The following is a 14,040-nucleotide window of genomic DNA, read 5'->3' as shown; positions in this document are numbered from 1 at the left end:
CCGCGGGGTCACGCCTGCGGGGCGGGGGTCACGCCGAGGCGCTCGGCCCAGGCGTCGAGCTGTTCCAGGGCGCCGGCCGAGACGCTGAGTTCGGTGTCGGCCTTGAGGTCGTCAGGGGCGATCCGGGCGGCGCCGGGGGTCCGCCCGCCGCTCGCCTGCACCTGGGTGACGAGCCGGTCGAAACCGGGCTCGCCGATGCCCTCGACGGGGAACAGCCGCGGGTCCAGCGCGATGACCAGATGGGAGATGCCCTGCGGCTTGCCGTCGTCGGCGGGATCGAACATGTCCGGCACCTCGGCCGCGAGCCGGGGCCCCACGAGCCCGCCGGTCAGCGACTCGACCAGCAGCGCGAGGGCGTAGCCCTTGGCCCCGCCGAGCGGGGCCAGCATCCCGTGCAGGGCCAGCTGCGGGTCCGTGGTCGGCACGCCGTCCGAGCCGAGCGCCCACCCTTCGGGGAGCTCCTTGCCGGCCTGGGCGTAGGCCGCGATCTTGCCGCGGGCCACCGTGCTGGTCGCGAGGTCGATGACGACGGGCGTCGGCCGGCTCGGGATGCCGGCGGCCACCGGGCTCGTCGACAGCAGGGGCGTGGCACCGCCCCACGGTGGCATCACCGCGGGACCGTTGCTGAAGACCAGGCCGACCAGGCCCGCGTCGAGCAGCGGATACACGTAGGCGCCCAGCGCACCGCAGTGCGAGGAGTTGCCCACGCCGACCGCGGCGATACCGCTCTGGAGGCAGCGGGCGCGGGCGATCTCGGCCGCCTCCCACAGCTGCCAGTGGCCGATGCCGGCCTGGCCGTCGAAGACCGCGATCGGTCCGGTGTCGGTCACCGGCACCAGGTCGGCGTCGGCACGGCAGCCGCCGGCGGCCAGCCTCGTCAGGTAGTACGGCAGCCTGAGCAGCCCGTGCGACGGGTTGCCCCAGGCCTCGGAGAGGACCACGATCTGCGCGGTGCGCTCGGCACGTGCCTGGCTCAGCCCGGCGGCCCGGAGCAGTCCGGCGGCACGTCGTTGCAGGTCGCCGACGGTACGGACGGTCGCGGCTGTCGTCATGAGGCCACCTCCACCGGGGTGTCACGCGGGGTGTCGCGGAGCCGGCCCACGGCGTGCGACGCCGCCTGCCCGGACAGCACGGCGGCGATGTCCTCGGCGAGCATGCCGACGATCCGCTCCTGGCTCTCGGCGGTGATACCGGCGACGTGCGGGGTCAGGATCACCGTCTCCAGCCATTCCAGACGGCTCAGCTCGGGCGGTTCCGTGCCCCGCACGTCGAGCCCCGCGCCGGCCAGGTGGCCGGACTCCAGCGCTGCCATGAGGGCCTTCTCGTCGATCACTTCACCGCGTCCGACGTTGATCAGCAGCGCCCCGGGCCTGGTCCTGGCCAGTAGGTCGGCGTCGAGGAGGTGGCGGGTCTCGGGGGTGGCCGGCAGGTGCACGCTGAGGATGTCGGCGCCCGCCACCACCTCGTCCAGGGTGGCGAGCCGCACGCCGGAGGCCCGGATCCGTTCGCTCTGCGGGTCCGCGTACGGGTCGTAGCCCCACACCTGGACGCCGAACGCCGCGAGCAGCCGGGCCACCGCGAGACCGGTGGCGCCGACGCCGAGGATGCCCCAGGTCTTTCCGGCCAGTTCACGGCCGGGGGTACGCCGCCAGATGCCCTTGCGGGTGGCGCGGTCATGCTTGATCACGTCGCGCAGCAGGCTGAGGGCCAGCGCGAGGGTGTGCTCGGCGACGCTGGTCGCGTTGGCGCCGAGACCTGCGGTGACGACCACGCCGGCGGCGTCGGCCGCGTCGACGTCGATGTTGTCCAGGCCGACCCCGGCACGGGCGACGATCTTCAGGTGGGGCGCGGCGGCGAGCAGGTCGGCGGTGACCTCGGTGCGGTTGCGCACCACCAGGGCGCGGGCCCCGGCGAGGGCCTCGCGCAGGGTCTCGTCGCCGGAGCCGGTGCCCTGCGGGAGCCGGACGACGTGGTGGGTGCGCGCCAGCTCCTCGAAGGCGGTGCCCCACACGTCCTCGGCGATCACCACGTCGGCGGGGGCGTGCGTGCCTGCGGGCGTCATGCCACACCGCCCAGCGCGATGTACCGGGTCTCGGTGAACTCCTCCAGGCCGACCTGGGCGCCCTCGCGCCCCAGCCCGCTCTGCTTGACCCCGCCCATGGGCGCGAACGCCACGCTGGGCAGCGCGCTGTTGAACCCGACGATGCCGACCTCCAGTCGCTCTCCGATGCGGAACAGCCGGTCCACGTCGCGGGTGTAGGCGTAGCCGGCCAGACCCATCTCCGTGTCGCCGGCCCGTCGCAAGGCCTCTTCCTCAGCGGAGAACCGGAAGACGCCGGCCACCGGCCCGAACACCTCGGAACGTGCCAGGGCGACATGGTCGGGCACGTCGGTGAGCAGCGCCGGGGCGGCGTAGCAGCCGGTGGACGGCAGGTGGAAGTCCCGGGTCGCCTGGTGCGCGCCGGCCGCCAGCGCCTCGCCCACCATGTCCTCCACGGCCTTGACCCGGGTCTCGTCGATCAGCGGCGCCAGGTCGGGGAGCGGGTCGGCGGTGCCGTCGCCGACGGTCATGGCGTCGACGCGGGCGGCGAAGCGCTCGACGAACGCGTCGTGGATGCCGTCCTGGACCAGGAACCGGTTGGCGCCGATGCAGGACTGGCCGCTGTTGCGGAACTTGGCGATCATGGCGCCCTCGACGGCCGCGTCGAGATCGGCGTCGTCGAAGACGAGGAACGCCGCGTCGCCGCCGAGTTCCAGCAGCGGCCGGACGATGCGCTCGCTCGCCTGCGCCATGATGTCCCGGCCCACCCCCGTGGAGCCGGTGAAACTGACCACGCGCACCGCCCGGTGCCCGAGCATCGCCTCGGTCAACTCACCCGCCGGCCCGTGCACGAGGTTGACCACGCCCTCGGGGAGCCCGGCGTCGGCGAGGCAGCGGATCAGCTCCACCGCGGCGAGCGGGGCCTTCTCCGAGACCCTGGCCACCACGGTGCAGCCCGCGGCCAGTGCCGGGGCGAGCTTGCGCGCCTGGATGGAGACGGGGAAGTTCCACGGGGTCAGCGACAGCGCCACACCCGCGGGACGCCGCAGGGTCAGGTGGCGGCGGTCGGACTGCTCGTTCGGAATGATCTGCCCCTCGGGGCGGCGGGCCTCCTCCGCGAACCAGCGCAGGTACTCGGCGGCGAAGTTCACCTCGCCCACCGCCTCCGGCAGGCGCTTTCCGGCCTCCTTCGCCAGCAGCAGCCCGATGGCATCGGCTCGTTCGGTGAGCAGCTCGGCAGCCGCCCGCAGCAGGTCAGCGCGGTAGCGAGCGGTGGTGTTCGACCACCGCTCGAAGGCGCCGGCGGCCGCGTCCACGGCCGCCAGCGCCTCCCTCGACCCGCCGTACCCGATCGAGCCGACCACCGAGGCGTCGGCGGGGTTGGTGACGTCCACCCGGCGCTCCGGGTCCTGCCACCTGCCCGCGACGTAGGTCGTCAGCTTGTCGGTCACAGCCATCACTTCTCTCCTCGTCGACCCGGGTGTCTCAGGCGCTCGGGTAGAGCTTGGTGAAGACGTACTCCCGGTGCCCGAGGGCTTCGGCGGCGGTGAAGCGACCGTTGATCGTGCGGTCGATGCACTCCATCAACCGGTCGCCGGCGTCGGTGAGCGAGTACTCCAGGCGCAGCAGGCCCGCCACGTCGACGTCGATGTGCTCGGTCATCGTCTCGACGGTCCGGGGGTTCGCCGTGATCTTGACGACCGGCTCGATGGGGTTGCCGATCACGTTGCCCTGCCCGGTGGGGAACAGGTGCACGGCGGCGCCCGCTGCGGCCATCAGCGTGATGCACTCGGCGGCGGCCGAGGAGGTGTGCATGAAGTGCAGGCCCGGCTTGCGGGGCGCCTCCGCCTCCTTCAGCACCCCGACGACGGGCACCGATCCGGTCTTGGCGATGTTGCCCATCGCCTTCTCCTCGATCGTCGACAGGCCGCCGGCGATGTTGCCCTGGGTGGGCTGGGAGCCGAGCAGGTTGGCGCCGGTCGCCTCGATGCCGTTGATGCAGTCGTCGTACGTCTGCTGGAACGCCTTGCGGCACGCGTCGTCCGCGCAGCGCTCCGCGATGAGGTGCTCGCCGCCGGTGAGCTCGCTGGTCTCGCCGAACAGCACGGTGCCGCCGGCTTCCACCCAGCGGTCCACCGCCTCGGACGTCGTCGGGCAGGAGCCCAGGCCACTGGTGGTGTCCGACTCACCGCACTTGATGGAGAGCATGATCTCGCCGCGCTCGACCGGCTCACGTGCCAGCTCGGTGGCGTCCTGGAGGTAGACCTGGGCCACCCGGGAAGCGGCCTCGACGGTCCGCAGGTCACCGCGTCCCTCGATGGCGAAGCCGGTCACCGGCTTGCCGGAGGCGGCGATGCCCTCGACCACGCGGTCGGTCCAGTTCGGCTCGATGCCGATCACCACGACCGCGGCCACGTTGGGGTTCAGGCCGGTGCCGATCAGGGTGCGGAAGGTGAGTTCGAGGTCCTCGCCGAACTGGAGGCGCCCATAGGCGTGCGGCAGGGCGAGGGTGCCGGGAACCACCCGCGCCACGGCCTCGGCGGCCGCGTTCGACAGGTCGTCGACGGGGAGGATGACGACGTGGTTGCGGATGCCGACCGCCCCGTTGGGACGGCGGTACCCCGTCAGCTGGCGCGGGACGAAAGCCACCGGGCACTCCTTATGTTGTGGACGTGGACGTAGTCGCCGACGGAGATCGCCTTCGTGACGACCGCGACGCGCACGCCGTACTTGATCAGGTCGCTGCCCTCGGCCAGGTCCGTGACGGCGAACTTGTGCCCCAGCGGCACCCGCTCCTTGAGCGTGAAGCTCTGCCGCTGCCCCGTCTTCAGGACCGCTCCGTGCACCGAGCCGGGCTCCAGATCGACCACCGCGACGGCCACCGAGTCGCCGTCGTCGTGGATCAGGAACTGCGGCGGCCCGCCCGCAGAAGTACTGCTCATCAATGACCTCCTGAACTGTCTGGCCAAGCCCCGGTCATGTAACCAGAGGTCTGACCTCTGGTTGGGACCTTAGAGGACATGACCTCCATCCGTAAAGCAGGTCAGACGACTTTCCGTCGACGAACGCGACGCTCCTCCATCGGCGAACGGGGGCCCTCCCATCGCCGGACGGGGCGCCCCTCCGCCACCGGACGGGATCCCCTTCCGCGGCCGGACGGACCGTCGCGGACACCCCCTGGCCATAGCTTTTGCCTATGGCCTCCTCATGATCCGGGGGCTACAGGTACCGCGGGCTGCGCAGCACAGTCGAGAACATGAGCAAGGATGCGACGAGCTCAAGCGCCCTCAGCACCTCAAAACCCCCGAGTACCGCCAGTACCGCAAGCACCTCAACCGCCCCGGATCCCCCGACCGGGCCGCCGGCACCGTCGTCCCGAGTGCCCGGCCTCGTCCTGGCGCTGGCCATCGCAGCGGCCGCGACCCTGCTGGGCCAGCTCATCCCCGTCGTGGACGGTCCGGTGATCGGGATCGTCATCGGTGTGCTGGTCGCGGCCGTCTGCAAGCCGGGTGCGCGGCTGCGCCCCGGCATCGGCACGGCGAGCAAGTTCCTGCTCCAGGTGTCCGTGGTGGTGCTGGGTTCGCAGCTCTCGCTCGCCCAGATCGTCCGGGTCGGCATCGGCTCGCTGCCGGTGATGATCGGCACGTTGGCGGTCTGCCTGACCGCCGCCTACTGGATCGGCCGTGGGCTCGGCATCATCGGCGACCTGCGCACCCTCATCGGCGTGGGCACCGGCATCTGCGGCGCCTCGGCGATCGCAGCGGTCACCCCCGTCATCGGCGCCGCCAGTGTCGAGGTCTCCTACGCGGTGTCCACCATCTTCCTGTTCAACGTCACCGCGGTGCTCGCCCTCCCGTTCGTCGGCCACCTGATCGGGATGAGCCAGCACTCCTTCGGGCTGTTCGCGGGGACGGCGGTCAACGACATGTCCTCGGTGGTGGCCGCCGCCACCGGCTACGGCTCCTCCGCCGCCAACTACGCGGTCGTCGTCAAGCTCACCCGCACCCTGCTCATCATCCCGATCTGCCTGGGCCTGGCCGCCCTGGTCGGCCGCCGGACCCGCACGGCACCGGCCACCGCGGACGCCGCCGGCACGGCAGAGACCGCCGGCACCGCTGACACCGCCGGGGGCGCGGACGACCGCACCCGGCCGCGGGTCCGGGTGGGCAAGCTGGTGCCCTGGTTCCTCATCGGCTTCCTGGTGACCGCCACGGCCAACACCGTCGGCCTCGTCCCGTCCGGCGCCCACCACGGGCTCGGGGAACTGTCCGTCTTCCTCATCACCACGGCGCTCTCCGCGATCGGCCTGTCCACGGACCTCGCCGGCCTGCGGCGCACCGGGCCCCGCCCGCTGATCCTCGGCGCGTGCCTGTGGGCGATCGTGTGCGGGACGAGCCTTCTCTTGCAGCTCGTCACCGGTTCTCTCTAGCCGATCAATTCCAGCGCGTCATCCGCCTCCAAGTGATCGAACGCAGGCCGGACATCGCGAATGCTCACGTCGACGACTTTTCTTTTCCTGCACGAGCAAAGGAGAAACGGAGGCAGAATCAGGGCCGGCTGAGTGAATGGTCGCAACCTCGAGAATGTCGCTTCAGCGGGAGAGAAGGACAAGGATTCTTCACTCTTCGGATGGATGCGGTTTTGCGTCGCCTCTCTCCTGGTGTCAGGCTCTGGTCCACCGCACCGGGCACGCCTGGTCATCGGCCCCACCTTCACAGGGACGCGCTCCGGACGGGCATCGTGGCCTGCTGACGTGCGGAGACGTTCACACTGTGCAGGCGTCACGAACCCGTACGTGCTCCAGTTGCGAAGGGGGCCGGCGTCACCGCAGCAAGCGCCGGGGTGGCGGGGGCGCCGGCGCTGATCGAACACGGCCCAGCGGAGTGCGCAGGCACTCCCTCATCGTGGCCGCCGCGCTCGACGATGCCGGAACCGATGGACTCAAGGGTGTCACGGGCCGGGTCGAATCAGAGTGCGATCTGCCAGAAAATTTTCCGTGCACGCTGTGAGACCTGCGGTACTCCTGGAGTCGAGCAGTACCCTCGCACCTAGCACCCATGGGCCAACCAGATGGCGCCGATAAATGCGAGACGGAACCGGCCGACGAGGCCAACCAGAGCTTAGCCGGAGCCGGTGACGCATTATGGATCAGATCGGCATCCACGGTCGCGTGGTGCCCCCACCCGACCTTGAGAGCTTATTCGTATAAAGCTTCAAGGGTTCGGCACGAAGACACTTACGCGCATCACTACTTTCAGTAACGTTCGACAGTTCCAGAAAGGGAGGAATCGTGTCGCACGACTACCGAAAGACTCCGGAAGCGCTGAGCAATCTGACCGACATACAGTTCCATGTCACTCAGAAGGACGGTACCGAGCCTGCATTTCAAAACGAGTACTGGAACAACCACGAGCCCGGACTGTACGTGGACGTGGTCTCAGGCCAGCCCCTCTTCTCATCGATCGACAAGTACGACAGCAGCACCGGATGGCCGAGCTTCTCCAAACCGCTCGAGGGCAGTGCGGTCCGCTCACAAACCGACAGCTCACTCGGAATGACCCGCACCGAAATACGGTCCACCGGGGCCGACAGCCACCTGGGACATCTGTTCCACGACGGGCCTGCCGACGCCGGAGGCGAGCGGTACTGCATGAACTCGGCCGCACTGCGTTTCATCCCGGCCCGCGAGCTCAGGACGCAGGGCTACGGCGAGTACCTCGCGCTGTTCCCGGAGGCCGACACCACGGCAGCGGACACCACGGCAGCGGACGGCAGGACAGCCGGCACCACGACGGAGGGGCACGCATCGTGACCAGCGGAACTCACGACACCGGACAGATCACCCGCGAAGCGGGGGCCGAGACGGCAGTCCTGGCCGGCGGGTGCTTTTGGGGCATGCAGGACCTCATCCGCCGCCAGCCCGGCGTGCTGAAGACGCGAGTCGGGTACACCGGCGGCGACAATGATCACGCCACATACCGCAACCACCCCGGCCATGCCGAAGCGGTCGAGGTCGTCTTCGATCCCGCGCAGACGACCTACCGGGACATCCTGGCCTTCTTCTTCCAGATCCACGACCCGTCAACCGTGAACCGTCAGGGCAACGACGTCGGCGCGAGCTACCGCTCGGCGATCTTCCCGCTCACGCAGGAACAAGAGCAGGTCGCCCGTGACACGATCGCCGACGTCGACGCCTCAGGCCTGTGGCCGGGCAAGGCCGTGACCACGCTGGAACCCGCAGGGCCGTTCTGGGAGGCCGAGCCCGAGCACCAGGACTACCTGATCACGTACCCCAACGGCTACACCTGCCACTTCCCCCGCCCCGACTGGGTGCTCCCCAAGGCCCGAGCCGGCTGATGGCCACGTCGTGACCAATTTGCGCATGCATGATCCGCGCTCAGCGGGCAGCTCGGCGGCGGGCCACCTGGAGCAGTCGTAGCGCCGACTCCGGCAGCTCCCGGCCGCGCAACCACACCGCACGCAGGATCCGTTCAAGTCGCAGGTTCGCCTCGGTCGGCACGGCCACCAGCCGCCGCTCGGCCAGGTCGTCCTGCACGGTCAGCGCCGACAGCACCGCGGGCGCGACCCCGCTCGCCGCCGCACTGCGCAGCGGCGCGGTCGCGCCCAGCTCCAGGACGGGCGTCGCCACCCCGCCGTATGCCTTGAGGGCCGCCTCCAACGTCTCGCGCGTACCGGATCCGGCTTCGCGCAGCAGCAGCGGCGTAGCCGCCAGCTCGGCCCCGGTGACGGGGTCACGACGACGCGCCCAGGGGTGGTCCGGGGCGACCACGACCACCAGCCGGTCCCGGCCGACCGCCCTGGACTGCACGTCGCGCGGCACCCACGGTCCCTCGACGAAGCCGAGGTCGAACTCGCCGTGTCGAACACCCCCGATCACGCGGTGGCTGTTCGTCACCTCCAGCCCGACGTGTACCTGCGCCATCGACTCACGCAGGATCATCAGCCACCCCGGCATCAGGTGCTCGGCGACCGTCAGGCTCGCCGCCACCCTGAGCCGGTCCTCCTGGCGCGCCTTCAGCGCGGCGGCACCCTCGACCAGGGCGGTCGCACGTTCCAGCAGGCTGCGGGCCCAGTCCGTCACCACCAGACCGGCCGGGGTCAGATGGGAACCGCTGGTGGACCGGACGAGCAGTTGCACCCCGAGCCGGCGTTCCAGCGTCAGCATCCGGGCGCTGGCCGACGGCTGGCTGATCTCGAAACGGGCCGCCGCCTGCGTCAGGCTGCCGGTCTCCGCCACCGCGACCAGCAGCTCCAGCGCATACAGGTCCGGCAACCTGCGCGAGATCACGGCAGGACCCCCTCGGTATCGGCACCCCTCGCCGTCAGCACGCTCGTCGCATCTCCCACGGCGCCTTACTATCACGAGGGCAGAGGTCTTACCACCCGTCAGATAGGCCTGCTCACCGGAACGCAGCAGCGCACGGGCGCCGTGATCCCCCGAACCGGCAACGACGAAGGCCCGGGCGAGCCGGCGTACAGCCGGACACCTGGGCCTCAGTCGGGTACGTGTGCACGTACGGGCACTATGCAGAGCGGCCCCGCGCCTGGCGCCACTCGCGGAACTCCACCACCGACGCGACGAACACGAGGAACCCCACGATGGCGATCAACCAGGTCAGGACCGTCTTGCCGAACAGGTCATAGGCGAGGACGGCGATCCAGTTCATCCGGATGGTGCCGCCCTGGCGCTCCTTCTCGTCGAGATAGTGGTAGATGAACAGCGGCGCCGGGCCCATCAGGAGAATCCCCATGATGCCCGTCAGCCACCAGTGCGAGCCCGACTTCTCTTCGGCATCCGGGGCTTTACGGTTACCGGCGGGCATTTCGCCGCCTCTGGCCATTTCGGCATCTCTGGTCATGGCATATTCCCCCCGATAGTGAACGGCCGGGGACGCCCCGCGCAGCCGCCCAAATGGACGGCGGGATGCTACCACCGCGGTCGGGCGCAGATCGGCCGACGAATCGACGGACCAGACGAACCGATCGAGGCGAAGCTGCGTCTTGTGCTACCTGATCCATGTCGGGTGGGATGTCTCTTCACATCCATGGCCGTCGTGCTGTGGGCTTGGGTTGACGGGGGTTGGGGATGGACGCGCTCATGCCGGGCGATCCGAGCGTCGTCGGGCCGTACCGGCTGCTGGGGCGCCTCGGCTCCGGCGGCATGGGCCGGGTCTTCCTGGGGCGTTCGACGCAGGGCCGGACCGTGGCGGTCAAGCTGGTGCACCCCGAGCTCGCGACGGATCCGGAGTTCCGGCAGCGGTTCAGGCGCGAGGTGCAGGCGGCCCGCCGCGTCGTCGGGGAATGGACCGCCGCGGTGGTGGCGGCGGACACCGAGGCCACCGTTCCGTGGGCGGCCACTGCCTACGTCCCCGCGCTGTCCCTCCAGGAGGCGGTGCGCAGCCACGGCCGCCTGCCGGAGTCGTCCGTGTGGGCCCTGGCGTTCGGCTTGGCGCGTGCCCTGGAGACCATCCACGGCTGTGGTCTGGTGCACCGAGACCTGAAACCGTCGAACGTGCTGCTCGGCCTGGACGGACCCCGCGTGATCGACTTCGGCATCGCGCGCGCCGTGGACGGCGCCGGACTCACCCGGACCGGGATGGTGGTGGGAACACCGGGGTTCATCTCCCCCGAGCAGGTGGGCGGCCAATCCCTCACCGGCGCCAGTGACGTCTTCTGCCTGGGCGCCGTCCTCGTCTTCGCCGCCACCGGCCGCTCCCCGTTCCCCGCCACCGGCGAAGGAGTGGCCGCCGCCCTGCTCGCGTCCGTCTCCCAAGCGCCCGACCTGGACGGCCTGAGCACGCCGCTCCACGATCTCGCGGCGGCCTGCCTCGCCCGCGAGCCGGCCCGGCGCCCCACGCCGGCACGCATCGCCGAACTGGCCGAGTCCGCCGGATACGACCGCTCCCGCCCCTGGTTGACCCCGGAACTCCTCGACCACCTGGGCCGCGTCGCCGCGCGCTTGCTGGACATGCCGACACCGGCAGGACACGAGGACCAAGGCCAGGACCAGGACCGGGACCGGGACCGGGACCGGCACGAGGAGGGGGAGGGCCATGGCCATGGCCAAGGCCTTGGCCAGCACGAACGCCAGGACCGGGACCCGGACCCTGGCCGGGGCCAGGCCCAAGGCCACGGCGCACGGCAACCGGATCCCCACTGGCCGACGCAGACCGCGGTCTCCCGGCCTTTCGTCCCCGGGCCCGTCAGCCCTGGACATGTCGCCCCCGGACATGTCGCCCCCGGACCGGTCGGCCCGGCCGACTCCCTCCCGCCGACCCCCCGCTGGGACCCCACCCCGCCTACTCCACCCCCGCCCACCGGCTCTTCGCCATCACGGTGGACGCGGAAATGGCCACTGATCGTCCTCACGGCGGCCGTCCTCGTTCTCGTCGCCGTCCTGGCCCCGAAGATGCTGCGCGACAAGGGCGAGCAGAACGCGGACGGCCCGCGGCAGTCGGCGTCGTCCGCTCCGACCGCCTCCACCACCCCCGAACCGGCGGCGTCGACCACCTCGGCCAGCCCTCACCCCACGCACTCCGCAGCGTCCCCCTCCCCCTACAAGGGCACGTGGCGGGGAACCGTGACACAGGAGGGCAGCGAATTCCCGGTGATAGTCGTGTACAAGGGGGGAAAGGTCGGGGATACCGTCGCCACCATCAGCTACCCGAGTGTGCCGTGCAGCGGCCACTGGGTGCTTGTCGCCGAGAAGGACCACGGCGTGGTGGTGCAGGAGTTGATCGACAAAGGAAAAGACAAGGGCTGCACCGACTCGAAGAACACTTTCACCCGGTCCGCGAACGGAACGATGGAAGACGCCTCCGACTACTTTCGCGGCACCCTCAAACGGGACTGATCGGGATGCCGATCCGGGTTCGGGATCCCGGATCGGCGCCCGCCTGCCACCCGCGACGCGTCAGCCCCGCACCCCCTCCTCCCGTGCCCCGCACAGCGTGTAGAGCGCCCCGCCCGCGACGAACGCCCCGACGGCGACCGCCCAGGCGGCGGGCTGTGGTCCCGGCTGGATCGCCCAGGCCCACACCGTTGCGGCCCGGCCTCGCGCGTGGGCGCCCGACAGGTAGGTCGCGCTGAGGTACGTGATCGTCGGCAGCCAGCTCAACCGGGCGCCGATCACGGCCGCGGAGGCCGCCGTGACGCCCACCGCCCCCAGGACGTTGCGCACCATCGCCTCGGCGCCGAAGTCCGCGGCCTGGCCGGGTACGGCGAGTGCCAGCGCACCGGCGGCCAGCGCGGTCAGCGCCAGCAGCTGGACCAACCGGCGCGGCACCGCGCGACGCACCGCCGTCCGGTCCAGCTCGGCCGCGTACTCGTACAGGCTGGTGCCGATCGCCGAGGCGGCGAGCATCGGCGCGAGGGCCACGACCGGTACGCGTCTGTCCGGGTCGAGGTAGGTGGTGTGCAGCCGGTGTGCGCAGACGGTCGCCAGCACCGCGGTGACGATCAGCGTGACCACGGTGAGGGGGAGCGCGCGGGAGCGGGCGTAGAGCAGGTACCCGTAGGCCGTGGGGTGCCCGGGCAGGCCGGAGACGTCCGGCACTGCGTGCACGTCGTGGGTCACAGTGTGGGCACCTCGCCCTTCTCACAGTCGTCGAGGGAGGCGAAATAGCGGCCGAGCCAGGCATGTCGCTCGTCGTCGTCCATGGCACGCAGGCGGGCCAGCCCGCGCGTCTCGGCCTCGGCATCCTTGACCATCGCCGGATCGCCCGACTTGCGGGCGGCCTCGGCTCCCGCCTCCCGCCGCTGCTCGCTCAGGCGGTTGGACACGAGCCAGTCCAGGACCGCGTCGTCGGTGGGGCTGAAACGGGCGCACTCGATACCCGTCAGGCCTGCTCCGGCCTCCCAGGCGAACGCCTCCGGATCCACCAGTTCGCCACGTACCACGCTCTGGCCGAGGTAGAGCTCGGGCAACCGCGCCTCGTGGTGCCCGGGTCGCGGTGGGTCCCGGAACCGGACGGGGGCGTGGGGCACCCCGTCGAGCCGGCCCGTGATCCCCGACAGGGCGTGCGAGACCGCCGGCAGCAGATCGCTGTTCAGCGCGTCGACGCACACCCGCGGCGACGCGTCGTCACACACCGACGTCTTCCGCAACGGGTCCGTATGCCACATGTCGCCACCACACCCCATGAGGGGCACGGCGGCGGCGACCGCGACGGCCAGCGGCAGTACGGCGAGGTAACGGTGGCGGCGGACCGCGTACCCGACGACGACGGCACTGACGAGGCCGGCCAGCCAGGCGGCCATCACCCACGGCTGCCACCAGACCGGCAACTCGTCGACGTTTCCGGACGCGGCCGGGTCGAGGAAGCCGAACGCCGACGTCTGGCGGCTCCAAACCCCGATCACCACGTACGCGCAGACGGCGAGCGCAGGCGCGGCCAGTCGCCACCGCAGCAGCCGTCCGCCGACCATGCCGACCGTCGCCATCGCCGCCAGGTACACCGCGTCCGCCGCCGGCGGCCCGGCAAGCGGCCGGCCGGCCGAGACGTACGGCCAGCTGGCCAGCAGTGCCCCGGCCACCACGACCAGGTAGCCGACGAGGACGCCGAGCAGCACGGGCAAGGCCGCGACCAGGAACTGCGCAAGCGGGCCACGGGCACCACAGGCACGTAGCTCAGCCATCCGCGTCCGGCGCTCACGGCCCCCGTGCCAGCACCCCGCGGCCACGGCGAGCGGCCCGCCGAGCAGCGCCGCCACGTCATGGAGCTGGTCCTGCGTCTCGTGCCAGCCGCCCTGCCAGTACGCCGACTTCGCCACCATCGGCAGGCTGAGCGTGACGCACATCGCGAGCGCCGCCCAGCGAGCCGGCCCCCTGCGCACCTCGGCGAGGAGCGGATGCGCCGAGCGCGTACGGGGGCGCGGTCGAGGTCGAGGTCGAAGGCGGGGACGAAGACGGGGCCGTGTGGCCCGGCTCGTTCGCGAAGTGCCGGCGGCGGCCGCCCGGGACGGGGGCGAGGTCGAGG

General features: G+C 71.2%; 13 protein-coding genes. 4 read left to right on the top strand and 9 right to left on the bottom strand.

Translation table 11 applies throughout. From position 1 onward, the window contains the following. Positions 1-8: 8 nt before the first annotated feature. Genes NQO67_RS13750 through NQO67_RS13730 form a run of 5 tightly spaced genes read right to left on the bottom strand, consistent with a single transcriptional unit; the run spans position 9 to position 4,983 of the window. The gene (locus NQO67_RS13750) at positions 9-1,052 is read right to left on the bottom strand and encodes an Ldh family oxidoreductase (RefSeq protein WP_255950193.1); all 1,044 of its coding nucleotides are present in this window, start codon (positions 1,050-1,052) and stop codon (positions 9-11) included. Continuing rightward, positions 1,049-2,062, bottom strand: a complete 1,014-nt coding sequence (locus tag NQO67_RS13745; protein ID WP_255950192.1) for a hydroxyacid dehydrogenase — start codon at positions 2,060-2,062, stop codon at positions 1,049-1,051. Before NQO67_RS13745 ends, NQO67_RS13750 begins: the two co-directional genes overlap by 4 nt. Then, on the bottom strand, positions 2,059-3,498 hold the full coding sequence (locus NQO67_RS13740; protein WP_255950191.1) for an NAD-dependent succinate-semialdehyde dehydrogenase: 1,440 nt from the start codon (positions 3,496-3,498) through the stop codon (positions 2,059-2,061). The genes NQO67_RS13745 and NQO67_RS13740 overlap by 4 nt, the downstream gene beginning before the upstream one ends. 28 nt (positions 3,499-3,526) lie before the next feature. Beyond that, complete coding sequence (locus tag NQO67_RS13735; protein WP_255950190.1) at positions 3,527-4,690, bottom strand: UxaA family hydrolase; 1,164 nt, start codon at positions 4,688-4,690, stop codon at positions 3,527-3,529. Beyond that, positions 4,666-4,983 carry a UxaA family hydrolase gene (locus tag NQO67_RS13730; protein WP_255950189.1) on the bottom strand — a complete coding sequence of 106 codons (318 nt, stop codon included), beginning with the start codon at positions 4,981-4,983 and terminating at the stop codon, positions 4,666-4,668. Before NQO67_RS13730 ends, NQO67_RS13735 begins: the two co-directional genes overlap by 25 nt. Positions 4,984-5,420: 437 nt before the next feature. Between NQO67_RS13730 and NQO67_RS13725 the strand changes: the two genes are divergently transcribed. From NQO67_RS13725 to msrA, 3 genes are all read left to right on the top strand, one after another. Beyond that, entirely contained in the window at positions 5,421-6,470 is a 1,050-nt protein-coding gene (locus NQO67_RS13725) for a YeiH family protein (RefSeq protein WP_255950188.1), read from the top strand. Between the two features lie 861 nt (positions 6,471-7,331). Beyond that, positions 7,332-7,853, top strand: a complete 522-nt coding sequence (msrB, locus tag NQO67_RS13720; RefSeq protein WP_255950187.1) for a peptide-methionine (R)-S-oxide reductase MsrB — start codon at positions 7,332-7,334, stop codon at positions 7,851-7,853. Further along, a complete protein-coding gene (msrA, locus tag NQO67_RS13715; RefSeq protein WP_255950186.1) occupies positions 7,850-8,398 on the top strand; it encodes a peptide-methionine (S)-S-oxide reductase MsrA in 549 nt (182 codons plus the stop codon). Before msrB ends, msrA begins: the two co-directional genes overlap by 4 nt. Before the next feature lie 40 nt (positions 8,399-8,438). Here the strand turns inward: msrA and NQO67_RS13710 are convergent, their stop codons facing one another. Both NQO67_RS13710 and NQO67_RS13705 read right to left on the bottom strand, forming a co-directional pair. Continuing rightward, positions 8,439-9,350, bottom strand: a complete 912-nt coding sequence (locus NQO67_RS13710) for a LysR family transcriptional regulator (RefSeq protein WP_255950185.1) — start codon at positions 9,348-9,350, stop codon at positions 8,439-8,441. Between the two features lie 235 nt (positions 9,351-9,585). Then, entirely contained in the window at positions 9,586-9,921 is a 336-nt protein-coding gene (locus tag NQO67_RS13705) for a hypothetical protein (protein ID WP_255950184.1), read from the bottom strand. 227 nt (positions 9,922-10,148) lie between these two features. Here NQO67_RS13705 and NQO67_RS13700 point away from each other — a divergent pair, with 227 nt between their 5' ends. After that, positions 10,149-11,915, top strand: coding sequence for a serine/threonine-protein kinase (locus NQO67_RS13700; protein WP_255950183.1), 1,767 nt, complete (start codon positions 10,149-10,151; stop codon positions 11,913-11,915). Between the two features lie 60 nt (positions 11,916-11,975). Here the strand turns inward: NQO67_RS13700 and NQO67_RS13695 are convergent, their stop codons facing one another. Further along, positions 11,976-12,638 carry a hypothetical protein gene (locus NQO67_RS13695; RefSeq protein WP_308295658.1) on the bottom strand — a complete coding sequence of 221 codons (663 nt, stop codon included), beginning with the start codon at positions 12,636-12,638 and terminating at the stop codon, positions 11,976-11,978. Continuing rightward, a complete protein-coding gene (locus NQO67_RS13690; RefSeq protein ID WP_255950182.1) occupies positions 12,635-13,897 on the bottom strand; it encodes a hypothetical protein in 1,263 nt (420 codons plus the stop codon). The genes NQO67_RS13695 and NQO67_RS13690 overlap by 4 nt, the downstream gene beginning before the upstream one ends. Between the last annotated feature and the right edge of the window lie 143 nt (positions 13,898-14,040).

It is taken from the genome of Streptomyces odontomachi, from assembly GCF_024435355.1.
GTDB lineage: Bacteria > Actinomycetota > Actinomycetes > Streptomycetales > Streptomycetaceae > Streptomyces > Streptomyces odontomachi.
Note: the sequence above shows the minus strand (reverse complement) of the source record. Positions and strands in the feature narration are given on the sequence as shown.

What these genes read in the sequence shown, in the direction of transcription:
- NQO67_RS13750 (WP_255950193.1), bottom strand. Translation starts at nt 1,052, where the DNA reads ATGACGACAGCCGCGACCGTCCGTACCGTCGGCGACCTGCAACGACGT.
- NQO67_RS13745 (WP_255950192.1), bottom strand. Translation starts at nt 2,062, where the DNA reads ATGACGCCCGCAGGCACGCACGCCCCCGCCGACGTGGTGATCGCCGAG.
- NQO67_RS13740 (WP_255950191.1), bottom strand. Translation starts at nt 3,498, where the DNA reads ATGGCTGTGACCGACAAGCTGACGACCTACGTCGCGGGCAGGTGGCAG.
- NQO67_RS13730 (WP_255950189.1), bottom strand. Translation starts at nt 4,983, where the DNA reads ATGAGCAGTACTTCTGCGGGCGGGCCGCCGCAGTTCCTGATCCACGAC.
- NQO67_RS13705 (WP_255950184.1), bottom strand. Translation starts at nt 9,921, where the DNA reads ATGACCAGAGATGCCGAAATGGCCAGAGGCGGCGAAATGCCCGCCGGT.
- NQO67_RS13700 (WP_255950183.1), top strand. Translation starts at nt 10,149, where the DNA reads ATGGACGCGCTCATGCCGGGCGATCCGAGCGTCGTCGGGCCGTACCGG.